Annotated in this window: 18 protein-coding genes; 17 read left to right on the top strand and 1 reads right to left on the bottom strand. The window is 43.4% G+C overall.

Annotation, left to right across the window (positions count from 1 at the left end; all coding sequences use genetic code 11):
• Positions 1-19: 19 nt before the first annotated feature.
• Positions 20-781 carry an MBL fold metallo-hydrolase gene (locus ACQKPA_RS25745; protein WP_427495320.1) on the bottom strand — a complete coding sequence of 254 codons (762 nt, stop codon included), beginning with the start codon at positions 779-781 and terminating at the stop codon, positions 20-22.
• A gap of 188 nt (positions 782-969) precedes the next feature.
• Between ACQKPA_RS25745 and ACQKPA_RS25740 the strand changes: the two genes are divergently transcribed.
• The 17 genes from ACQKPA_RS25740 (at position 970) to ACQKPA_RS25660 (ending at position 25314) form a co-directional block, all read left to right on the top strand.
• The gene (locus ACQKPA_RS25740) at positions 970-1419 is read left to right on the top strand and encodes an Lrp/AsnC family transcriptional regulator (RefSeq protein WP_427495319.1); all 450 of its coding nucleotides are present in this window, start codon (positions 970-972) and stop codon (positions 1417-1419) included.
• 346 nt (positions 1420-1765) lie between these two features.
• Positions 1766-2470, top strand: coding sequence for an ABC transporter ATP-binding protein (locus tag ACQKPA_RS25735; RefSeq protein WP_427495318.1), 705 nt, complete (start codon positions 1766-1768; stop codon positions 2468-2470).
• Positions 2470-4797: an ABC transporter permease gene (locus tag ACQKPA_RS25730; RefSeq protein ID WP_427495462.1), complete on the top strand. Its 2328-nt coding sequence runs from the start codon at positions 2470-2472 to the stop codon at positions 4795-4797. Before ACQKPA_RS25735 ends, ACQKPA_RS25730 begins: the two co-directional genes overlap by 1 nt.
• Positions 4798-5132: 335 nt before the next feature.
• The gene (locus ACQKPA_RS25725; RefSeq protein ID WP_427495317.1) at positions 5133-7346 is read left to right on the top strand and encodes an ABC transporter transmembrane domain-containing protein; all 2214 of its coding nucleotides are present in this window, start codon (positions 5133-5135) and stop codon (positions 7344-7346) included.
• Positions 7347-7353: 7 nt separating this feature from the next.
• Entirely contained in the window at positions 7354-7884 is a 531-nt protein-coding gene (locus tag ACQKPA_RS25720; RefSeq protein WP_427495316.1) for a DUF1854 domain-containing protein, read from the top strand.
• Between the two features lie 11 nt (positions 7885-7895).
• On the top strand, positions 7896-10124 hold the full coding sequence (locus ACQKPA_RS25715; protein WP_427495315.1) for an ABC transporter ATP-binding protein: 2229 nt from the start codon (positions 7896-7898) through the stop codon (positions 10122-10124).
• Between the two features lie 359 nt (positions 10125-10483).
• Positions 10484-11815, top strand: a complete 1332-nt coding sequence (locus ACQKPA_RS25710) for an ABC transporter substrate-binding protein (protein WP_427495314.1) — start codon at positions 10484-10486, stop codon at positions 11813-11815.
• Positions 11816-11990: 175 nt separating this feature from the next.
• Positions 11991-12692, top strand: coding sequence for a response regulator transcription factor (locus ACQKPA_RS25705; RefSeq protein WP_427495313.1), 702 nt, complete (start codon positions 11991-11993; stop codon positions 12690-12692).
• Between the two features lie 134 nt (positions 12693-12826).
• Positions 12827-14095, top strand: coding sequence for a sensor histidine kinase (locus tag ACQKPA_RS25700; RefSeq protein WP_427495312.1), 1269 nt, complete (start codon positions 12827-12829; stop codon positions 14093-14095).
• A gap of 19 nt (positions 14096-14114) precedes the next feature.
• Positions 14115-14879, top strand: a complete 765-nt coding sequence (locus tag ACQKPA_RS25695; RefSeq protein WP_427495310.1) for a hypothetical protein — start codon at positions 14115-14117, stop codon at positions 14877-14879.
• Between the two features lie 196 nt (positions 14880-15075).
• A complete protein-coding gene (locus tag ACQKPA_RS25690; protein WP_427495308.1) occupies positions 15076-16344 on the top strand; it encodes an alpha-L-fucosidase in 1269 nt (422 codons plus the stop codon).
• A 91-nt stretch (positions 16345-16435) separates the two neighbouring features.
• On the top strand, positions 16436-17824 hold the full coding sequence (locus tag ACQKPA_RS25685) for an ABC transporter substrate-binding protein (RefSeq protein WP_427495461.1): 1389 nt from the start codon (positions 16436-16438) through the stop codon (positions 17822-17824).
• Positions 17825-17852: 28 nt separating this feature from the next.
• A complete protein-coding gene (locus ACQKPA_RS25680) occupies positions 17853-19235 on the top strand; it encodes an ABC transporter substrate-binding protein (protein WP_427495307.1) in 1383 nt (460 codons plus the stop codon).
• Positions 19236-19312: 77 nt separating this feature from the next.
• Entirely contained in the window at positions 19313-20431 is a 1119-nt protein-coding gene (locus tag ACQKPA_RS25675) for an ABC transporter ATP-binding protein (RefSeq protein WP_100540385.1), read from the top strand.
• A 13-nt stretch (positions 20432-20444) separates the two neighbouring features.
• On the top strand, positions 20445-23408 hold the full coding sequence (locus ACQKPA_RS25670) for an extracellular solute-binding protein (protein WP_427495306.1): 2964 nt from the start codon (positions 20445-20447) through the stop codon (positions 23406-23408).
• 104 nt (positions 23409-23512) lie between these two features.
• Entirely contained in the window at positions 23513-24400 is an 888-nt protein-coding gene (locus ACQKPA_RS25665) for a carbohydrate ABC transporter permease (protein WP_427495460.1), read from the top strand.
• Positions 24400-25314: a carbohydrate ABC transporter permease gene (locus tag ACQKPA_RS25660; protein ID WP_427495305.1), complete on the top strand. Its 915-nt coding sequence runs from the start codon at positions 24400-24402 to the stop codon at positions 25312-25314. Before ACQKPA_RS25665 ends, ACQKPA_RS25660 begins: the two co-directional genes overlap by 1 nt.
• Positions 25315-25330 lie beyond the last annotated feature (16 nt).

Below are 25330 nucleotides of genomic sequence, written 5' to 3'. Positions count from 1 at the left end.
GCTTTAATCAATCGATACACTAAAACGTGTAGGATTCCCCGTCATTTGGAATCAAAACATTAGAGGAGATTCCTTTTTCGTTAGTAAAGATATTTAATTCTTCCCTTGATAATGTCCAATGATTAACTGCTTCCATATGGACAGATATAATTTTCGCCTCAGGGGCGGCTTTATATACATGGTAGATATCCTCTTTCCCCATTACTAGAGATCCTCCTTGAAGGAATTGATTATCTCCTCCATTTACAACAATGATTTCCGGTTTGTGTGTTTCGATTGCTTCCCCAACAGCTTCATACCAAACCGTATCTCCAGCAATATACAATGTTTTCTCGCTTGGGTGCTTAAAGACAACACCGCACACATGTCCGGCAAGTTGTAATATTTCTCCTCTGCCGTGTTCGCCTTTAGTTTTAACTAATCGAATATCTCCAAAGGCTGAATTTTCTTGCAGCACTTCTACATTTTGAAAACCGGCGTTTCTGACTTCTGCTGCGTCTTCTTCGTTTTGTACAAACATTTTAATATCTTTTGGCAGCGCCTCTTTAGCCGCATCGTCCCAATGGTCTAAATGTAGATGAGTGACTATCACAGCATCTAAGTTGCTGATAATATTGTCAACCGAGGTTGGCAAGCCAACCAAAGGATTGTTTTGATCTTGGCGTAACGAATTAGGGAAAGGCGGATACGCATCTTTTTCTCCCAAAAAAGGGTCGATTAAAAACTTCTTCCCTGCATATTGGACAACAAGTGTCGCATTTCGAATGAGTTGTATGTTCATGGCAATAGACTCCTTTTTTTGATTTGGATATAGTTTACACAGCGGCCAAGTAACCAATACAGGTTCCCTTAGTCAACTTTGGGATAAGGGTTGCTGTATAGTAAAATGATAAATGACATCTTGAATTTAATCGATGCTTCGATGAAACGCTTTTACATTAAATCATTTCACGGTGAAAGGATTATGGTATGCAACTTGATCAAACGGATTATCAGATCCTTCGGTTACTAACCGAAAATTCAAGGATTCAATGGAAAGACTTAGGGAAACAAATTCATATGACTGGACAAGCAGTAGGCAATCGTATCAAAAAACTTGAGGAGAGCGGTGTAATTACAGCCTACTCCCTAATCATCGATGAAATGAGATTAGGGCTTGCTTATACAGCATTTGTTATTATTCATATGAAAACAGCAAGACACGATTCGTTTATTCGTTTTATAATGGATCAAAATGAGATAGTGGAAGCACATCGAATCTCGGGTGAAGGCTGTTACCATTTAACGATAAAAGTTTCATCCCAAGATCAGCTGAACCTTTTTCTTAATAAACTTCTCGATTATGGGAATTACAGCTTGAATCTGTCCATACAGAAAATCAAACAACGCTTTACGTTGAGCGCCGCACCAAATGAATAGCAAAAGCTTCATTTGAGGATGCCGTCATCGAAGGCTTTATTCTTACTACAGAGAATAAAAGGATTGTGTTGCAATTTCAGATAGGAAGTATAAGAGTCATGTAGGTATTGTTCACCTATATGACTCTTTTTGTGTTCATGATGCCAAGCGGGAGAAGCGGCGACAAAGACCCTTCTGAAGACCGATACGTAAATACATCGGCTGCAGGAAGAAATATCCATGAGGCTAGATATGATGGATATAGAATGAAACCAGCGGTTTAGTGAGAAACGGTAGTTTATTCACAAGTGACCGGGAATGGCAGGCAACCCATTTCCGGAAAATCCAATACGGGGAGATGTAAGAAGTGACAACGTTAATCGAATTCAAAAACGTAACCAAGGCCTATCCAATCGGCGAAGTGACGATTCAAGCCCTTGCGGGTGTTGACTTCTCCATATTAGAGGGGGAATTCGTCGTAATTTTAGGGGCAAGCGGGGCGGGGAAAAGCACGATTTTGAACATTCTCGGCGGGATGGATACGGCTACTTCGGGACAAGTGTTTGTTGGGGATCAAGAGATTACGGGATGGAGCGAGAAGAGATTAACCGAATACCGCGGCGAGCAGGTGGGCTTCGTATTTCAATTCTATAACCTGATTCCGAATTTGAATGCGCTGGAGAACGTGGAATTTGCGACAGAGGTATGTACGGACCATCTGGACGCGCGAGAGATTTTACATAAGGTTGGACTAAGGGATCGCATGAAGAACTTCCCTTCCCAGCTGTCTGGCGGCGAACAGCAAAGAGTTGCGATTGCAAGAGCGGTTGCCAAGAATCCCGCGCTGCTCCTCTGCGACGAACCCACCGGTGCTCTGGATTATGTAACAGGGAAATCGGTCTTAAAGCTTCTTCAAGATTTGAATAAGGAAACGAAGACATGCGTCGTGCTGGTCACCCACAATTCGGCCATCGCGCCGATGGCGGATAAAGTGATTCGCGTCAAGAGCGGGAAGATCGAGAGTATCACGATGAATGATCACAAACAAAGCGTTGAAGGGATCGAGTGGTGATGAAGATTTTAGCGTTGAAATTATTAAGGGACATGAAACAGTCGGTAGGACAATTCATAGCCATTGTTTTGGTAATCGCGGTGGGGGCTTTTTTCTACACAGGGCTGGTCACCTTGAGCGACAATCTTAGCGGCTATACGAAGGGGTACTTTCAAGAACATAATCTAAGCGACTTGAACGTCTACTACAGTCAAATTTCCGCAGAGGATGTGGCCGGTTTACGAGACATCGAAGGCATTCATCATATCGAAGGGCGTTATACCGTCCAGGCCGAACAGGCTTTTGAGGATGATAAAGCTGCATTAACGGTGCACTCGATCCCCGTACCGAATGAAATCAACACATCCAGGATGATGGAGGGCAGGATGCCAGTTGGGCCGAATGAGATCCTGTTGGACTCCCACTATGCCGGGGCGCATCATTACCGTGTCGGTGATTCCATCCGCATTCGTGTGAATGACAAGGATATGACGTTCACGATTAGCGGCTTGAATGAGAACGTGGAGCATGCCAAGAAGAACGAAACCCAGGACCATCAAGCTTATGGAATAGCTTATATCTCCGAGGAGACCATACCTCAAATCGCAGGCGGCTTGTTCTACAATGAGATCCTAATTGATGCCAAGGACGGTTACGATATTGACCAGTTAGGCCAGGCCATTGAAGCACATTCCCAGTCACTCCCTTATGTAAGCCAGGTCAGCAAAGAACGAACCTTCAACTATTCCCAGACCCAGCAAACGATTCATAATAATAAGCTGATGAGCAGGGTGATCCCGATCGTTCTCTTTTTGATCGAAGCGGTGATCCTGTTTCTGATCATGTCGAGGATTATCGATTCCCAGCGAAATCAGGTGGGCATTATGAAGGCATTAGGGGTGAAAAAAAGAAGCATCATGCTGCATTACATGGGCTACCCTGTGCTGGCAGGTATCATCGGCTCCATCCTGGGCTATGCCATCGCCGCCGCCCTGTTCATTCCACTCATTACAACGTCGATTGGAAGAAGCTACTCCCTGCCCGACCTGACGTTCTCCCTTTCGTTCTTTACACTCCTTCCTCCGATGATCTGCTCCAGTGCGTTTGGCATGCTGTCCTGCTATTTCAGCGGTAGAGCGATCTTACAAGAACGTGCTGCGCAGGCGATGCGTCCGAAACCGCCCAAGAAGATGAAGAAGCTGCTCATCGAGAAAGTTCCAGGGATGTGGAGTCGGCTGCCTTACAGTTACAAGATCATTCTTAGAAATATCTTCTTAAATAAACAAAAAGCACTCGCGAGCTCCGTTGGCGTTGTGGTCAGTACGGTTTTGTTGATCACGGCTTTCGGCACGCAGACGGCCCTGCTCAAGGTAGCCGGCCAGATTGAAGAGGTAAACACGTATGATTTACGAGTCGATTATGCGATAGGATCGTTCCCGGATATGGCAGCACTGCCGTCAGGTATAGCAGACCATTATGGGTTCTCCACCTATCCCGTGGAACTCATCCAAGGGGAAAACAAAGAAAATGCTACGCTTGTGGTTACGGAGCAGGATAATGAGCTGGTTCGCTTTTATGATGAACAAGGCAATCGGCTATCGTTAGAAGATCATGGCGTGCTGGTACCGAAATCTTACGCGGATCATTATCAGATTGCCGAAGGGGATATGATCCAGCTTCAATTCACGGCACCGGAGCTTAACCAAACCATCGTCGATATGGAGGTTCTGGATATCTCCACGCAGTACTCAAATCCGTCGTTCTACAGCACACCGGGCTATATGAAGAGCTTGGGTGTCGACTACGATCCTTCCTCGCTGTTAGTGAGCGTCCATAGCGCTGCCGATCTGGCAGGCGTTCGCAGCTTCTTCGAACAGGACCCGCAGGTGGAGGCCATAGCAGACAAGGAAGACCTCAAGAAATCAGCGCAATATATGCTGAAGCAAAACAGCTTTATTTTCATCATGTTTATCATCTGCGCCATTATTCTGTCCTTTGGCGCCATCTACACGATTTCTTCCATCAACATCTATGAAAGGAATCGTGAGCTTGCCACCCTGAAGGTATTAGGCTATCCCAAACGTAAAATTAACCGGCTGATCTTCTCTGAGAACATGTTACTAACCGCGTTTGCGGTCATTGTCGCCCTGCCGATCAGCGGTTATGTCTATTCCATCATCATCCAGGCGCTTTCGAGTACGCATCAGCAAATCCCGGATCAACTAAATCTTGTGATTATGCTGGCATCGGTTGTGCTGGTGTTCTTCCTGACCCTCCTCTCCAACCTCATGCTTCGGAAAAAGGTGGCGCGGATTCATATGATTGAGTCGTTGAAGGGTGTGGAGTAAATTGTATTACTGCAAGCAGCTGCAAGAAGGGAGATGACCAATCTGCAGCTGACGGCCAATATTTGTACGAACGAAGGAACGCCTGTCCGGATCTCCATTACTCTCAGAAGCCCGGCCCATGCGCCCGTAGCTGTTTTTCACAAAAGATAAGAACACACACTATCTTCACATCTTAGTTGATAATATATTTACAAGGGATAAATACCTTTTTGGGTTCTAATACAAGGACTTCCTTCTATACATAAGGAAGTCCTATGCAAGGATAAACGAGTAAAAAAAACTAAATGAAATCTGTTCGAAATTATGGATTTATCTAATGAAGAAAGGGGGAGCCCATGATCAAGAGTTTACCGCATGAAGTGAGTGTCGCGATACAACCTCATGAACCCTATAACGTTATCTACTGGATGTTATGTGATCGGAGCATAGATGGCGAAGGCTACGCACACACGTACTTAATTCTAAGCAAGGAAAAGCTGCTTGTTGTATCTTACCCAGGGGATGAGGCGAATGTAGAGTCCATTGATATCGACAACATTGAAACCGTATTCACCGTCAATCTCGTCGCCTCCGGTATCATTGTTCTGAAAGAGGGCGAGGAGCGGGTCATCGGAGCATTTACGAATGGACAGATGGGGAGTGCGGCCAAGCTTGTCTCGATTTTTACTAAGATTAAGAAGAAGGAAGACATTCGCGATGAAGATGTTGAAGATCGTCAGGAGAACATCACTTGTCCAAAATGCGGAATGAGATATCCCGAAGAAGGCAGACCAATTTGTCCGAAATGTATGAAGAAGCATGCCATCTTCTCTAGGCTGCTAAGATTTGCGGGACAGTATAAACTTTTGATGTTTTTCATTGTTCTATTTATGCTGCTCAATTCGGCTACAGGTCTTGCCATACCCTATCTGCAAGGCACGGTATTGTTCGACCAAGCACTTGGGAATACCGGAGACTTCGCTGGACGAATTGGTCTCGTGATCCTACTCATTTTCGGTTTTCGAACGATTTCCTTATTGTTCGGGGTCCTTTTTAGCATGATAAATGCCAGATTGGCGGCGAATGTAGTATTTGACTTGAAGGCAAGCGTGTTCGCTGCGATGCAGCGGTTATCGCTTAGTTTTTTTCAGAAAAAACAAACCGGTCAGCTCATGACCAGGGTTAGCAATGATGCGCAAGAATTGCAGTATTTTTTCGTGGATGGCATGTCTTACTTTATCGTCAATGCCATGAATATCGTAGGTATTACAACCATTATGTTGATTATGGACTGGAAACTCACATTGATCTGCTTCATCCCGATTCCATTTGTCTTGCTGCTGATCCGATGGGTGTTCCCTAAGCTTTGGCGGTTGTCTTGGCGGAGACATAGACGTGTGAGCATGCTCAACGCCATGATCAGTGATACGATACAGGGTACGCGAGTCGTAAAAGCATTTGGGAAAGAACGTCAAGAGCTTGAGCGTTTCCAGAGAGCGAATTCATCCTATTCTGAATCGGAACAGTCCTTTAACCTGATGAGCAGTACAATCTTCCCAATATTAACGATTGTTACTCAATTCGGGGGCATCTTAATCTGGGCATTTGGTGGTTGGAGGGTCATGCAAGGTAGTATCTCGTTCGGTGAAATCATGACTTTTGTAAGTTATATTTACATGCTGTACGGTCCACTGCAGTTTATGAATAATATTGTCAATTGGTGGTCCAGTTGTATGAGTGCGGCGCAGCGCATTTTTGAAATACAGGATTCCGTTTCCGATGTTGTTGAAAGGGAGGATGCGGTTCCTCTGGAGCGCTTGAATGGTGATATTCGACTTTCCCATGTCACCTTCGGTTATGAGCCGAACAAGTTGATACTGAAAGATGTGTCAATGCATGCAAAACCAGGCCAGATGATTGGTGTCGTAGGACATTCGGGTGCAGGTAAATCCACACTCGTGAATCTGATTTCTCGCCTATATGATGTTACAGATGGTGAAATCGTGATAGACGGAGTTAACGTGAAGGATCTCAAAATCGATACGATGCGTAAAAATATCGGGATTGTGTCGCAAGAACTATATGTGTTCATGGGGACAATCGCCGAGAATATTGCTTACGCTGATCCTGAATGTTCGATGGACGATATCATTAACGCTGCTCGGATTGCGAATGCGCATGATTTCATTGAAAAGCTGCCTGATGGTTATGACACGATCGTGGGTACTGGAGGTCACATTCTATCTGGTGGAGAAAAGCAAAGAATATCCATCGCACGGGCGGTTCTGCATAATCCCAAAATTTTAATCCTGGATGAAGCAACTGCATCCCTTGATACGGAGACGGAACTTCAAATTCAAGAAGCACTTGAAACGTTAATTCAAGGTAGAACGACGATAGCGATTGCGCATCGGTTGTCTACATTAAGAAATGCGGATTATTTACTGGTTATGGATGGAGGCAAGGTTGTTGAAGAGGGAACGCATGATCAGTTAATGACGATAAAAGGCGTATACCATGGCTTAGTACAAAAGCATGATGAAGCGCTGAGCATGAGAAGGGTGGGTTAATCTTTTAATGCAAATCACGGTACCTAATCAATCCGATTTGTCTGTCGCAGCGAGCATGAATTATTTAACGGCTGATAACACAGTGTTTACAAAAACAGAAGGCCACATGCTTATGGTTCAAGTGAATGATGAGAAATATCCGGCGGTATATTTGCACTGCTCCTTCCCGCACACCAATAGAAGAGAATATATATCTGTTCGCACAAGTGAGAATAAAGAGATTGGCATCATCAAGTCTTTGGATGAAGATTTTCCGAAAAATATCGTTAGCCTGCTTGAGGAGCAAATAAAAATGAGATATTTTGCTCCTGAGATAACGAAACTGATCGGAATTAAAGAAGAATTCGGGTACTCCTACTGGGAGACCGAAACCGTTTCCGGGAGTGTTCGGTTTACGGTTCGTAGCGGCGGAGGGAATGTGAAGCTCGTGACAGATCGCAAACTATTAATTATCGATGTGTATGGGAACCGATTCGTCATCGAGGATATCAAGCATCTAAGCGAAAAGGAATATCGACTGGTGGAAATGTATATATAGGGGAGGCTGCGATGAACCTTCAATATAAGCTATCAGAGCAAGATCTTCTAGCTGTTCAGCAAGCCTTAGGAGAAAATATTACGTATTGCGTCCCCGCAGATTTATCGTTTGATAGCCGTAGGACGAATGGTTATTTTGTGATTGGGGAGACCAAGTGGGTTCACGTAGACAATGGAGAAGTTATCGAAACCTGTGCTGTTCATGAGGCACATGATTATAAGGTTGTTCCTTTAATCGGAAATGTGATCATGGAGGCGACGCATATGCAGAGCCCGAGGATCATCATCCGGTGCACGATGCAGCATGCGGCAAGGCTCTCTTACATTGCTCAAATTTTGAATTACATGGCTTCGAACAGTAAGATCCGAATCTACAACAATGAGAGCGAGAGTGTATGTTCACAATGTGGCGGCTACCTTGTTAAAGGTACTAGGTTATGTCCGAAGTGTATGAATAAAGGAGCAGCCTTTAAGAAACTCTGGGACGTTTCGAAGTCACATTGGAAAATATTAATCACGGCACTCGCCGTTCTATTAATCATGTCGGCTGTTACATTAACGGGCCCTTATTTTCAAAAAATACTCGTGAATTCGGCTTTGCAGCCGCCAGACGGCGTAAACCCAAGTACGCGGATATTTCTAATTGCTATCGCGGGAATTGCATTTGGCTTAGTGGCAGGAGAGCTGTTAGGGGTATTAAGGGGTAGAATTATGGCTCGTGTAAGCTCAAGAATTGCAGCAGATTTGCGTAATCTTGTCTTTGAGAAGATTCAAAGCTTGTCGCTTGGATTCTTAACCTCGCAGCGTGCTGGCGATATCATGAACCGAATTAATTCTGATACAGACCGCATCCGAAATTTGATTCAAGAAGTATTTTCAATGGCTATTTATCAAGTCATTATGCTGGGCGCTGTGAGCTTCCTGCTATTTTATACCGACTGGAAGCTTGCCCTTATTATTATTTTGCCGGCGCCGATCGTTGTATATGTTCAATATTTTGTTTGGAAGGTCGTGCTTAGAAAGCTCTTTCACAAGCAGTGGCGGGTTCATGATAGAGCCAGTTCATTCCTGCATGATGTGCTGAGCGGGATTCGCGTGGTCAAAGCATTCGGTAAAGAGGAGCGGGAGATTAAGCGGTTCAGAGCATATCATCGAGAGTATGCCTTAGCTACAATCCGAAGTGAAAAAGTATACAGTTATTTATCGCCTATTTCTCATTACTTGATCCAGATCGGACAATATTTTGTATTGCTGGTAGGCTGTAACATGATTCTGGGCGGGAGGCTGTCCCTTGGTGAATTAGTTCAGTTTACTGGTTATGCAGCCATGATCTATGGTCCACTTGGATGGTTAATGAATATGCCTAGATGGATCGCTAACGCCCTAATTTCTGTAGAGCGTGTATTCTCTGTCATTGATGAACAGCCGGAGATCATCGACACGGCGAAGTCCACGAAGCACAGGATTGATGGGATGATAAGTTTTAAGAATGTTACCTTCGGATACCACTCATATGAACCCGTGCTCAAGTCCATCGATGTCGATATCAAGAAGGGGGAAATGATAGGACTCGTTGGTCACTCGGGATCGGGAAAATCTACGTTTATCAATCTCATCTCCCGCTTCTACGATGTCAATGAAGGAACGATAAGCATCGACGGTGTGGATATTAGAGATATCAAGCAGGAGGATTTACGTTCTCAAATCGGGGTTGTGCTGCAGGAGACATTTTTGTTCAGTGGAACGATAATGAATAATATCAAGTATTCAAAACCGGAGGCAACGATGGAAGAAGTGATACAGGCTGCAAAAATAGCCAATGCTCATCATTTTATTAGCCAGTTCCCAGACGGTTATGATACCAAACTGGAGGAGAACGGGAACAACATTTCAGGCGGTGAAAGACAGCGGCTTGCCATTGCTAGAGCCGTGTTGAACAATCCTAAAATTCTAATATTGGATGAAGCAACGGCTTCGCTAGACATCGAGACAGAGTCAGAAATCCAAGAAGCACTGCAGCGTGTCACCAAGAACCGGACAACAATTGCCATAGCACATCGATTGGCAACTTTGAAAAATGCGGATCGACTTCTTGTACTGAATAAAGGAGCCATAGCAGAAATCGGGACCCATGAAGAATTAATCGAGAAGCAAGGAATATATTACAAGCTGGTAACTGCGCAGCGAAATATGTCTAAGACCCAAACCGAACGGGTGCTGGAGCACACCGTACATACTTGATGCATTCAGATACTGCAAGCCCGGCGGATAGCGGCCCTGATCCCAAAAAGATAGAACCTATCCCGGTCTTTGTCGGGATAGGTTTTTTATCGAAAGAGGGGAGTCCGGTCATAAATGCTTGAGGCGATGGAAAGGGAACGAAAGGCGAGTCCTTTGTCCACAGTTATATTAAAAATTCACACGAAACACACATGATAATCACTGGAAATTCACACCGGATTATGAATTGTTTGATACATTATATCTAATCAATTCATCTGTCATATCCAAAGGAGGGGGCGCGTCACTAAAAGTATATTCTGTACGATTTAGTGTAAGGGCTTACATGGTGAGCCTACAATTCGAATGGGGGGCATTTTATGAAAAAGTTCAAAAAACTACGGTTTATGTTACTTATTTCTACGTTCCTTGTTTCAGTCTTTCTCTCTGCATGCACAAGTTCAAATAGTGGTGAAGTCAAATCAGATGAGAATAAGACAGAAGATGTAACCGATTCAGGTGAGCAAGTGACGATTAAATTTATGACACCTTGGGGTGCGGAAGAAGTTAAAAGCCGACTCTCGGATGCACTGGAGGCAAAATACCCGAATATTAAAATTGAACATATTGGTGCATTTGCATCTGCTGAGAAAATTCAGGAAGCCAACGCTGCTAATAATTCACCAGATATTATGCTCGTAACCGACCCGTTCGTGACATTAAACGAGTTGGAAATGACCTATCCACTGGATAGTTTGATTGCTGAAAGTAACCTGGATTTGACTAAATTCCGTGATGGCGCAATTGATGCCATTCGGTTACGTGATCCGGAACAGCAGGGCCGATTACTTGGCTTACCATTTGAAGATGTTGTCGTGAATCTATTCTATAACAAAGATATTTTCGATAAGATGGGCATTGAATACCCAAGTGAAACACCAACATGGGATGAAGTTCTCGATAAGGCAGCGAAACTTGCAGGAAAGCATGGTGACAGCAAATACGTTGGCTTAGCCACACGTGGCCTATCCCAAGCGATGCTTCAGTTATCCGCTCCTGGTACAAATCCGGAAACAGGAGAAATTATGTTCGAGAAGGATCCTGCTTTCGCCAAATATTTTGATTTAATCCATCGTGTCGTGAGTATCCCGGACAATGTTCCTGCGGAATCAGAGAAGGATAATTTTGGCTTTGAAAAAGGGAATGTCGCCATGATTCTGTCCTTTGTAAACAGTGCTAATTTATATGCTCATACAGAAGGTTTGAATTTCGGTATGTCTGCGTACCCAAGCTGGAGCGAGCTTCCGGGTGTATTGCCAAACAACGTACCGCTTACACTGGCTATTAACCCGAACAGTGAACACATTAAAGAGGCATTTCAAGTGTTAGAATTCGCAGTTTCTGATGAGAACCAGAAGAATTTATCCATTGGCGGAGCTCCCCCAGTGGTTAAGAACGCTGAAATACGACAATATATGGCGGGCGAAGATAATGTAGGCGTTTATAACATTGATGCTGCCTATAAAGGAGAACCGGCTAAACCAGTTTATTCACCTTTTGGTCCAGACATTTTCTATTACGAAGCCAACATTATTGATGATAAGACTGCAGAGTTTATTAAATTGAACGGCAAGGAAGACATAAACACATTTTTACGCAAAATGGTAGAGGAATATGATGCGTTATTGAAAGAGAAAGAGAGCAAGAAATAAAGTCATGCATTATATCAGATTATGATTAAATAAGGAGAAGCAGGCTTGTATAAGAAATGCCTACTTCTTCTTATTCTTATTTTAATTCATGCTGCTTATTTTAGGGAAGGCTGTTAGGTGATAGAATATATGGATATTAAGTTTACTAAATTATGGGGGGAAGAAGAAATATAGCATGAACATTTTAATCGTTGAGGATGATGAATCAATTTGCAATATATTACAATCATATCTGGTGAATGAAGGTTGGACGGTATATACCTCGGAAGATGGTAATGATGCCCTGCAAAAAATTCATAACTTTAAAATTGATTTGTTAATTCTGGATTTGATGATTCATGGCATACCAGGGGAAGAGGTTTGTCGTAAAGTAAGAGGGGCTTCCAGCATGCCGATCATTATGATCACATCCAAGGCTCGTGAAATCGATACGATTAATGGTCTTAATCTAGGTGCGGATGACTATATTACGAAACCATTCCGGATGAAAGAGGTCATCGCTCGAATTCGAGCTCTGGAGCGAAGAATGAATATGCTCTCTGTAAATAGCCGAACTGTGATGCGATTTAACAAAGGAAGACTTCAAATAAACTTTGAATCGAAGGAAGTATATGTAAACGGCAAACTCGTGAATTTAACGGTTACAGAGTTTAAGCTGTTAAGTGTTTTGCTCAAAAAACCAAATAAGTTATATAGCCGACAAGATTTATCTTATGAGGTTCAAGGATATCGGGATATTGGAGATGGAAGAACGACAGATACGCATATAAAAAATATCCGCAAAAAAATTGAAGAGGATCATAAAAATCCAGTTTATATTGTAACTAAAATTGGTGCGGGGTATAAATTTACGTTCCATCCGGATGAAGATTACTAATGGAATTGTGGAATAGATTGCGTCAGACCCATTGCATTCTTTTTATCTCCCTTATTTTGACGTCTTTGATCTTTTTGGTAGCGACCTATTTCTTATCCCGCCTTTCATTTGATCGTTCAATAGAGGTTTATAAGATGAAGTTTGTAGAGGATCAAACGCAGAAAATTGCCTTTACTTTGCGCACACATCTAGAACCGGGCAAGCTATCGATCGAGCAGATGGACTGGCTTAAAACGGCAGTTAATGTGTATTCAATGAGTGTACGTTATTATGCTCCGGACCATGAAGAAGTACTGTATGATTCAGGACTGGAAAGTCAGCAATATGGCCGGCCCTTCACGGCGAGCAGTCCGATTTATGTCGATGGCCAGTTAATCGGAATTTTGGATGCTACGGTGGATTTGGATAATGATTTCAATCTTCCTTCCGTTTCGTTTTTTTCGTTTGCTTTATTTGGAGGTAGCGGTGGTGTTGCCGTCCTCTTATTATGTTTTATGGTAGTTATCTGTTATCTTCTTGCCAAGCGATTGTCGAAGCCGCTTCGTTTAAGCAGCCTTCAGGCGAAACGTATTGCTGGGGGGCATAGGGACACTTTAATTACGGAAACGGGAACGTTGGAGCTGAATCAGCTAATTACTTCGATGAATAAGCTTGTCGTAGATTTGAATAACCAAGAACACTGGCGGGAACAATCGATGCAAGATTTAACGCATGAACTTCGTACTCCGCTAACTTCAATGTTATCCAGAATGGAGGCGCTTATTGATGGTATTTATCCAGCGAATGAAGAGAATTTAAACCGTATTTACGCCGAAATTGATCGGCTATGCCGCCTTGTGGATGATGTGGAAAAATTGTCTGAAGCAGAGGGAGCTAAATTCCAGCTTGATACCGAATTAATCGATATACGTAATCTGGTAAGGGATGTTTACGAGAATTTAATCTTCTTAGCTAAAGCCAAAGATATAAACTTTACTCTGCATACGATCTATACCCCTTGTCACGTAGAGGTAGATCCTGACCGTTTCGTCCAAATTATGACGAATATTATTTCCAATGCGATCAAGTATACGACAGTTGGAGGGAGCATTGATGTGGGAGTCACAATTGATCACAAAGAAATGGTTACTATTTATTGTAGAGATAACGGCATAGGGATATCGGAGCACGATTTGCCGCTTATTTTCAACCGGTTTTATCGGGCAGATAAAGCCCGTACTAGAGATACGGGTGGAATTGGAGTTGGATTAAGTATTGCTAAGGCACTGATTGAAGCTCATGGGGGAACTGTTCAAGCAGAAAGTAAGATAGGTGAGGGTTCGATGTTTCGAATTGATATTCCGTTAGTCAGATCGCCCAAAAACGAACTGCTGGTGAACTCCTATTTGCCATATAAGTTGTAACGGAGGTTTGGCTTTCATAATGAAAAAAACATTCCGCTTGCTATTCAGAAACCCATTAATTATCATTTATCCGATTATTTTGGATGCGCTATCATTCATTATAGGGCTTATGATTGTTGGTTTTATTGGTGTACCTTCACTATCCATACGTCTTATTCTGGAGATGGGGATTCCATCGGTCAGTTATGTTAGTAATATTCCGCAGCTTATCAATCAGATGCAGTTTATGGGTGACACGATATCCGTGAGAGCGTGGATTCCTGTTATCTTCATGCTGTTACTGATGGCTTTTGCTCAAGGGGGCTATATCGCTTCTTTGCGTAATGTTGTGGAAGGCAGACCCATTTCAATTGGTCAATTTATGAAAGACGGCAAAAAGTACGCGGTCCGCTTTATCTTCTTGTTTATGATCATAACAGCAGCAAAGACAGCAATTACCACGTTATTGGCAGCGTTTCTAGGTGTTATCGGACTGTTCCTGTCCCTCGTTGTATTTGTAATTCTCCGGATTATCTTTATTTATGTTGAATATTGTATTGTTGTTAATCAATTGACTGTTGATGCAGCATTTCGTCAGAGCAGACGTTATTTTCAAGCGTCAAGTTTTAACACGTCAGGTATTATTATTGTCATGATGATCAGTTCAGGCGTAATTAGCCTGCTGCTTCACTATTTATGGAGCCCGGCAGCAGTAGTTGTGGCGATCCCCATCTGTGCCGTTGTCATGGGTGTTGTTCAAATTGCCTTCATGGAGCAGTTGTTGTTAAACAAAGCGTCTACATGAATAAATGTAATAAATCCCTGATAGTGCGAGTTCAAAAAGTCGGTTTTTCAGCACTGGAAGGGCTTTAAGTAGCAGTAAGGACACTCGTCCTTACTGCTATTTATCGTTATGGATCATCACATGAAATACGCAGCATCTTCACACCACCTTCACAACAGAATTGTTAAGATTAGAAAAAAAGTTGAGGGGGGTCTTTGTGATAACGAATTCGAAGATTAAACCTACTCTTAGGCAGTTAGAGTATCAGGGCTGGGAGTTTGGTATGTTTTTGCATTTTGGTCTGCGTACATTCTATGAGGGGTATGTTGATTTTGATAAACGCCCGATGTCACCTTCGGAATTCAATCCTGTTCAGTTAGACTGCGAGCAGTGGATTCGAACAGCTAAAGAATCTGGGATGAACTACGCGGTACTGACAGCCAAACATCATGACGGTTTCTCCAACTGGCCATCGAAATATAGTTCATTCACGGTTGCTGAGTCCCCATGGAAAGAGGGAACAGGGGATGTGGTGAAGGAGTTCGTCGCCGCTTGCCGTAAGTATGATGTGAAGCCAGGATTATATTATTCTCCATTTGACGGCTCGGCAGATTTTTATAATCAGGATGCCCGTGCATATGATGATTACTTTGTTAATCAAATTACGGAACTGCTTGGAGATTATGGAGACATTGATATTCTGTGGTTTGACGGTTGCGGCTCTGAAGGTCATGAATATGATTGGGCAAGGATTATTGGTGAGATTCGAAGGCTGCAGCCGAATATTTTAATTTTCAATATGGGCGATCCTAATTTCCGGTGGGTAGGTAATGAAGACGGGATTGCACCGATTCCTTGCTGGAATGTTACAGATGCAACTGAATTCTCGATTTTAACCCAGCAGAAGGATGCACTGGGTGGACATATATGGTTACCAGCTGAATGCGATGTACAGATGCGGGCGAATTGGTTCTACAGTGATCGTGATGAGCACACCGTCAAGAGTCTAGATCAACTTATGGGCTTGTATTATTATTCGGTAGGTCGAGGCGCTAACTTACTGTTAAATATCGGACCGGATCGAGAAGGTCTGCTACCTGCAAAAGACACAGCACAGTTACAGGCAATGGGTAATGAGATTCGTAGAAGATTCGCTCATCCTATTGCTTCAATCGAACAGTGTTCACAGAATAAATCAGGATGGTCTTATGAGGCAACGAAACCTCATCTAATCGATCATATCCTGATTCAAGAGGACTTAGCGAACGGAGAACATGTACGGAGTTTCCGGATTAACGTCACGACTGAAAAAACACATCGATCAATCACGGTGTACGAAGGAAGAAACATTGGGCATAAAGCGATTATTCGCATCCCTGCGATTAAAGTTCGAGGTGTTGAGCTAGAAATAACCGATTGCGAAGGTGTGCCTTCAATACGTCAAATGGCTATCTACTATGTGGGAGGGGATTCGAGAACAATCTGAGCATCAGCCAGAGAAGTAACTAACCCCGTACAGTACGGGGGGGATGCCTTTTGAAATTTGTAGTTCATATATGTGAGGGGGATGGATTGTGATGATAAACCGAAAAATGTGGAATGTACTTATGATACTGTGCCTTACGTTTACCATTTTTGTAACCGCTTGCAGCGGCTCGGATAATACGGCTAACGAACCAGACAGCCAGCCAGAAGTTGTCACCCCGGATACAAGCAATATGGATACCAACACAGAGGAAGGGAAGGAGGAACCGAAAGAGCCTGTCAAACAATTTAGCGATGAACCCGTAACGCTGAAAATAGCGACGCCGTGGGGAATCGACTATTTCACACCTAGAATGATTGATCCGATTCAAGAGCAATTCCCCCATGTCACCGTCGAGCATGTTGACTGGAACGGAACGGCTGAGAATATGCAGGAATTAAGCGCGCAAGGTATTGTTCCTGATATTGTATTGGGTTACACCGGTCAAGCGCCATTTGAAGAACTAGAGATGGTCTTCGGTCTGGATGACATGATTGCTGAGTATGGCGTTGATTTAAGTGGTGTCAATCCGCAGCTGCTTCAGGAATTACGTTCAAGGGACAAAGAAGGACGTCTGATTGGTCTTCCGGATGCTGGCGATGTTCTCGCATTGTACTATAACAAAGAAATCTTTGATCTGTTAGGCGTTGCTTACCCATCTGACAATATGACGTGGGATGAACTTATTGATCTGGCGAAGCAGCTGACCGTCAAGAAGGATGGTGTTCAATACAGCGGTCTTGATTTAGGGGCCATGCCATCGGCGTTATTTAATCAATTATCGATGAACTATACGGACCCGGAAACGGGTGAAATATTGTTCGATAAAGATCCTAAATTTGCAAAGATGATGGAAGTTCTCAAGAAATACTTCAGTATACCAAACATCTATAATCCAGAAGAACAAAGTAAATTTGAAGGCAAAACAGCAGCGATGGTCGTGAACTGGCATGGCTTCCTAACTTGGTTTGGCGGAGAGATTGAAGAGAGAGTCGAATATGAGAAAAATATGGATATGGTTCCCGTTCCGTCGTTTGCAGATATGCCGGGAATAGCTCCTAAACCAGGCGCTCATCCATGGATTATTAATGATTTCAGTGAACATAAAGAAGCAGCCCTGCAAGTGTTAACCTACGTGATCTCCCCTGAATACCAGATTCAATACCGGATGAGAATGGGAACGCCTTCCGTATCCTTAAGCCAAGAGGATGGGAAATTGTTCGGGGCAGATGATCCAACGTATACAGGCAAAAATGTCACTGCGATGTTCCAAAATCCATTTGCTGAACCACCAGCACGTAAAAGTCCATGGGATCGGCATGTTGCGTTCAATGAGGCACTTACTAAGTTTGCGACTACCGATTTGAATATAGCGGAGTTTACACGTGTGCTGAAGGAAGAGTCAGAAATTAAGATTAAGGAAGAGCAATCCAAGAAATAAACATGAAAAGCATTAGGGGGAGCGTTATATGAAGCAAAAAAGCATATTAGTCCTACTATCAGTGTTTATTTTATCAATTTCATTGTTGTTGTCAGGGTGCAGTACAGCTGGTGGTGGCAAGCAGGAAGACACAACGGAAACGGTAGCCGAGGGTACACCATCCGCGGACACGCCATCCACGGATGCAAGAATAGAAGATGAACAGGCCGTATCGACAGATGAGGTTACCATCAAGATTTTGTATCCATGGGGACAAGAGGCGTTCGATAAACTCTTTAAGGATATTGATGAGAAGCTTCCGAATATTAACGTGGAATTAGTTGACTCCCAAGCACAATTGGAGCCATTGCAAGAGTTGAACGCGAAACAAATCGTTCCCGACATCATTTTTGCCAATTGGGGAATCGACGCGCTACGGGAGCTTGATATGATCGAACCGCTCGATGGTTTGATCGAATCCCATGAATTTGATCTTAGCGGCATAGACCCCTCCATAATCGCTTACTGGCGATTAGTCGATTCTGAGGGCAGATTGCTAGGGATGCCTACAGCTAGCGACAATTATGCGCTGTTTTACAACAAAGAGGTTTTCGATCTGTTCGGCGTGCCTTATCCAACAGAGGATCTGACGTGGGATGCCGTGGTTGATCTTGCGAAGAAACTGACGGGTGAAAGGGACGGCATCCAATATCATGGGCTTGAGATGGGTCCTGGATTTGCAGGTACGGAAGCCTTGGTGCCTCTAAAACAATTGAATGTGAACTTGACCGACCCAGAGACCGGTGAGGTATTGATTACGAAGGAACCGGCAGTTACGAAATACCTGGAGCTGATGAAGAAGTTCTACAGTATCCCTGGCATTTATAGTGATGATCCGGAAGTCAGAAAGGATTATTCCTTTCAGAATAAAAATGTCGCTATGATTGTATCTTGGCCGGGATACATTAAATGGGGCATTGGAGATCCGGAAATCGCGAAGCATATTCAAGCCGCACCTGTGCCGGTATGGCCGGAATTACCGAATATTGCACCGGCTTCCTTCTCGCATCCATTCATTATTAATAAACACAGTGAGCATAAAGATGAAGCATTTCAAGTTCTTGCCGAATATGTATCTCCCGAGCATCAGATTAAATTAGCCAGAATTGGTGACCGCCCTGTACTAACCGATCCGAAAGTTTCCGAAGAGTTTGGCGCGGAACTTGAAGTGTATGAAGGTATGGATATTAGCGCATTTTTCTCACGTGAGCCAGCCATTCCAACAACGATCAGCAAATGGGATCAATATGTGGATCTTTCAGGGAGTCTTCTGAAATTCTCGGAGTCCGATATGAACATTCCAGAGTTTCTAAGAGTATTGCAGGAAGAATCAGAGGCGAAAATCAAAGATGCCATGGCTAAGGGACAATAGATTCTTCAGAACTTTGATAAGATTCAGACTAAGGTAATGATTGGGAAAGAACAGAATCATGCAAAGGAGGAATTCTAGTGTCGAGAATTATATTTAATCATGTTCACAAACGTTACGGGAAATATAAAGAATACGCTGTGAAGGACTTTAACCTCGAAGTTGAGGATGAGGAATTTCTTGTCTTTGTAGGTTCTTCAGGATGTGGTAAGTCGACAACATTACGTATGCTAGCGGGATTAGAAGATATTTCAGAAGGCGAAATTTACATTGGCGATACCATTGTGAATGATATGCCGCCTAAAGATCGTGATATATCGATGGTATTCCAAAACTATGCGTTATACCCGAACATGTCTGTCTACGATAATATTGCCTTTGGTCTGCAAATGAGAAAGCTTCCCAAACATGAAATTGAGTCATCGGTTAAACGGGCTGCCCGTGTACTAGAAATTGAAAACTATTTGGACCGTAAACCAAGAGAATTATCTGGCGGTCAGCGTCAGCGTGTTGCACTAGGTCGGGCGATCGTTCGTACACCACAGGCATTTCTTATGGATGAACCGCTCTCCAACTTGGATGCTAAACTGCGAGTGCAAATGCGTTCGGAAATTATTCGCCTTCACAAAAAAATCGGTGTTACAACGATTTATGTTACCCATGATCAGATTGAAGCAATGACGATGGGCGATCGCATTGTGGTCATGGAGAAGGGGATTGTTCAACAGGTAGATACGCCAGAGGTCATTTATAATGAACCAGCTAATCTGTTCGTTGCCAACTTTATCGGAAACCCGCCGATGAATTTTGTGACCGGTAAAATTGAAGAGCGTGAAGGGTTCCTTGAATTCCATACGAAGCGCTTCGGGCTCAGGCTCACAGAGAAGCAAGCTCATACGATAAGACAGATGAATCTAGTAGATCGAGGAATCATTATTGGAATGCGGCCAGAAAACATTAGCTTTGAGGAAATTATGTTGGAAGCGTATCCACAATCGATTATTAACGGAACGATGGAATTAAGTGAATTTGTTGGATCTGACCGTTACTACCATATGAATATAGGGCTGGAGAAATATTTAGTTGCCCGCGCTCACCCACGCTATCACTTTGATGATGGAATGAGAACTGCTGTCGCAGTGGATATGAACAAAGTATTATTTTTCCATAAAGATACAGGGATTCTATTAACAAAGTGATGGAGGGATACGAATGGTAAAGAGAAGTACTAAATTTCTTAACCGATTATTGCTCGTTATCTTATCCGTAGCCCTTATAGGTAATCCGGTATTGCCAGGTAACGCACAAGAGGATCCCAAGACTGCGGAAACAAGCGGTCCGGATGCACTTACTCAAGATTTCTCGAGCCATGAACCCTATTTTTATACCATATCGAAAGATTGGGCGCAGAAAAAGGTTCCGGTGGGAACGAAGGGGCTTGAGATTGACGCTAAATCGTATCATGCGAAGTCGGATGATGCGGTCGTCTCCGTTGGCTCCTATGAAGGCGAGAATGATGTTCTTCTATGGTCTCAGCCTAAAGGCTGGGTAGAGTACAAAGTAAATGTAGATCAAGAAGGCTTGTATGAATTGGCTGCGGATTATCACCCGTTTCTTTCAAAGGATGGGCTCGGTCGCCAGTCGGTGATCATGAGTGTGCAGATTAATGGAGAATATCCGTTTCGAGAGGCACATTCCGTCTCGTTGGAACGGCGATTTTCTGAAGTGAGGCCTGAGAAATATGATGAAGAGGGTAATCAAATCCGCTCATTAATTGACGAAGAAGTGGGTTGGAAAACGACTTCTTTCCGTGATTCTGAGGGGTCTTATAGCCAACCGTTGCAATGGCATTTGAACAAAGGGGAAAACACGATTCGTATAGAGACGATTCGCCAGTCGGTCGCGCTGAAATCATTCCGTTTACAAGCACCTAAAGACATTGCTAATTATGAAGACGTGAAAAAAACGTATCCAGCTAATGTTACGAGCGGCAGTAAGGAAGCCATTGTCATCGAGGGTGAACAGTTCAGTCTTAAAAACTCCTCTTCGATTCAAACGCAATACGATCGGAGTCCGTTATCTGAGCCTAAGTCGCTCGATCTCGTTCGATTTAATACGATAGGTGGTACGGGCTGGAACAAAGGCGGTCAAGCGGTGACTTGGGATTTTGAAGTTCCGGAAGATGGCGTATACCATCTGACATTCCGTGTGAAACAAAATTTGCGTAAAAATGCTACGGTATTCCGAAATATTTATATTGACGGTGAAATTCCTTTTAACGAAATGAAAAACGTCCCGTTTCCGTATGACAGCGACTGGAAAAAGGTATCGCTTGCTAATTCGGATGGGGAAGCTTTTGATTTCTATTTCACAAAAGGGAAGCATTCGATCAGGATGGAAGCAACTGTCGAGCCTTATATTCCCGTTATTGCCGACATCGATCAAATGTCGAAGGAACTTCGCGATGTTTCCAGAGATCTTCGTATTGCTACAGGGAATAGCACGGATGCGTATCGCGTGTGGAATGTCGAGAAAGATATCCCCGGTATGACCAAGAGACTTGAAGTATTAAGGGATAGCTTCAATAAACTTACAGATGAAATGCTCGCCATCAACAAGGTAAGAGACAATGTATCACAATCCTTTAAGTCCAGTGTGCGAGATTTAGAAGATTTATTAAAAGATCCGAATGAAATTCCTTATAGTCAGTTAACCATCGGAACGATGCAAGAGAAAATTGAGGCTCAGCGTGTGGATTTGATGAATACCCCGCTGCAAATTGATCGAATTTATGTAGCTGCCCCCGATACAAAATTGCCTAAAATCGAGGCGAACTTCTTCGAGAAATTATGGAACTCGATCGTTACGTTGTTCTATTCCTTTACAAGCAAGAACCAGCTTGATCGGAATGCGGAAGATGAATTGAATATTTGGATGTTTAAAGGGCGTGATTACGTCGATGAGCTGCAGCAGCTAGCCAATGAACGGTTTACACCAGAGCATGGCATTAAAGTGAATATCAATTTGGTCCAATCGCCAGATTTAGTCGTTCTCGGTAAAGCAGCCGGGATATTGCCTGATATAGCGATTGGAGTACCGAGTGCATCGATCTTTGATTATGCATTACGCAATGCCATTTATGACTTTACAAAGTTCCCGGATTCGGAGGAATTGTTAGATCAATTCCATCCAGGTATTATGCAGCCTTACCGTTATGACGGTGGTGTTTATGGTATACCGGAGACGAATAACTTTAACATCATGTTTTATCGCAAGGATATTATGAAGCAGCTTGGCCTATCGGTTCCGGATACTTGGGATGATGTATACCAGATCCTGCCGACGTTATTGCAGAACGAAAGTAATTTCTACATCCCGCCGGATAACTTCTCGTATCTGTTCTTCCAAAATAACGTGGAGTTGTATTCGAAGGATGGACTGACAAGTGCATTGAATGAACCGAAAGCTTTTGAAGCGTTCAAAGAGTGGACGGAAATGTTCAATGTGTACGGGATGGAACGACAAGTGAACAGTTTCTATCAACAGTTTAGAGATGGAACCATGCCGATCGGCATTTCAGATTTCAATACATACATGCAGCTACTTGTCGCAGCACCGGAAATTATGAATGAATGGGCAATCGCTCCTATTCCTGGAACAAAACAGGCAGACGGTACGATTGCGAGATGGGCTGCCGCGGGAGCACCGACAGCGAACGTTCTTTTCAATGATACACCGAAAGAGAAACGAGATCTCGCTTGGGATTTTGTGAAATGGTACATGTCCGAAGATATCCAAACCGAGTTTGGACTTAATTTGGAGCAATATCGTGGTGAAACATTCCGCTGGAATTCAGCTAATGTTCATGCTTTTGCGAATATGCCTTGGAAGCAAGATGATCTCAGCGTTATTTTGGATCAATGGCAGTGGATGCAAGAATGGCCTAATGTACCGGGAGGATATATGACGGCTCGAGAACTCGGTTTTGCTTGGAACAATGCAGCTATTGACCAAGTAAATCCAAGGATTGCATTAGAGAAGGCGGTCAAAGAAATTAACCGGGAGATGAAGCGTAAACAGCAAGAGTTCAACTATATCGATGAAAACGGGCAAGTATTGAAGAAACTCGATCTGATCCGAATTACAGAACCTTGGAAAGGAGCGATTCTTAAGTGAAAGATAATGCAGCAGCCCTTTCTGAGAAGATGAGTGGAGCTCCGATCAAGCTCGGTAAGACAAAGCCGGACATTTCGGAACGGATCCATTATTCGCTGAAAGAAATGTGGAAGTACCGCTTATCTTACTTATTTATTTTACCGTTTATGGCGATGTTCATCATATTTATCCTGATTCCTGTTGTTTCAGGTATTCTGTTAAGCTTCACCTATTTTAATGCCTTTGATTTTCCATCATGGCGGGGCTGGCTTAACTACCAGAATTTATTCTCACAGGACATTATTTTCTTGCAGTATGTATTGCCTAACTCGTTTAAGTTTGCCGTATTCGTAGGGCCCGTCGGTTATATCTTAGCCTTTTTGTTAGCCTGGTTAATTGCTCAGTTGCCAACAACGATGCGCACTTGGTATGCACTTGCCATGTACGCTCCTTCGTTATCTGCAGGTGTTGCGATGGCTGTCGTTTGGACCGTTATGTTTACCGGGGACCGATCGGGTTATATTAACAGTTTTTTGCTGAAATGGGGATTGATTGAGCAGCCGGTTTTATTCTTGCTCGATAAAGACTTCTTGCTCAATATTATGATCATTGTCTCGATTTGGTCTTCCATGGGGATTGGTTTCTTGGCCATCTTGGCCGGTATTCTCAACGTGGATAGACAATTGTACGAGGCAGGACGAATTGATGGTATATCGAGCCGTCTTCAAGAAGTGTGGTACATCACCATTCCAATGATGAAGCCGCAGATGATGTTCGCAGCCATTATGGCGATCGTTCATACGATTAAAACCGGTGGTATTGGGGTTCAATTGTCGGGTACGAATCCGACCCCGAATTATGCGGGTCAATTATTAATTGATCATATCAATGACTATGGCTTTATTCGTTTCGAACTCGGTTACGCGAGTGCGATATCTATCGTCGTCCTTCTGATGTGTTATGTGTTAAGTAAATTTTTCGGCTATTTATTCGCACCGAAGGAGGATGAATAATGCAAGAGGCACGGATGACTGCCATGCTGCGGAAATTAAAGATAAAATGGAGCGATTTTGTATTAGCTCTGAGATTGATCGATCGAGCACAAATATGGATTGCCATCTGTATCTTACCGCTTGCCATTTTCATGCTCCTTCCGCTCATTTATTTGTTCAACCATGCATTTAAACCATTGCATGAGCTATTTATGTTCCCGCCCACATTTATTGTCAGGGAGCCGACAACGGGCAGTTTCTCGGAACTGTTTGCCATGACGGCAAGCACAATTGTGCCGGTATCCAGGTATGTATTTAACAGTATTGTGGTTACCTTTTTGTCTAGCGTAGCCATGGTGATCACAGGAGCGATGTGTGCCTATCCCTTATCGAAGCATCCGTTCCCAGGATCGAAAATTGTGCTCGGTTTAATTATGTTATCGCTGCTATTTGCAACAGAAGCCATTGCAATTCCGCGTTTTATCGTTATTCAAAGCCTGGGGATTATGAATACTTATTTGGGTCACGTACTACCCCTTGTCGCGATGCCAGTGGGAGTATTCCTATTAAAGCAGTTTATGGACCAAGTGCCTAACGAGCTGCTGGAAGCTGCGAAGATAGATGGCGCGAAAGAATTCACAATTTTCCTGCGTATCGTTATGCCAATCGTTACACCTGCCATTGCAACAATTTCAATCCTTGCTTTCCAATCGGCATGGGGGAACGTAGAGACTTCGACTTTATTCATGCAGGAAGATTCCATGAAGACGCTCCCGTTTTATATGAGCACATTAACATCTGGGCTAAGTAACTCTGTAGCTAGACAGGGAGCTGCGGCGGCAGGAGCATTAATCATGTTTTTACCGTCATTGATCATCTTTTTGATCTTCCAGAGAAGAGTAATTACGACTATGGCGCATTCGGGGATCAAATAAGCGGAGGAATGGGGGA

It is taken from the genome of Paenibacillus sp. NPDC093718 (assembly GCF_050279985.1).
Taxonomy (GTDB): domain Bacteria; phylum Bacillota; class Bacilli; order Paenibacillales; family Paenibacillaceae; genus Paenibacillus_AQ.
Note: the sequence above shows the minus strand (reverse complement) of the source record. Positions and strands in the feature narration are given on the sequence as shown.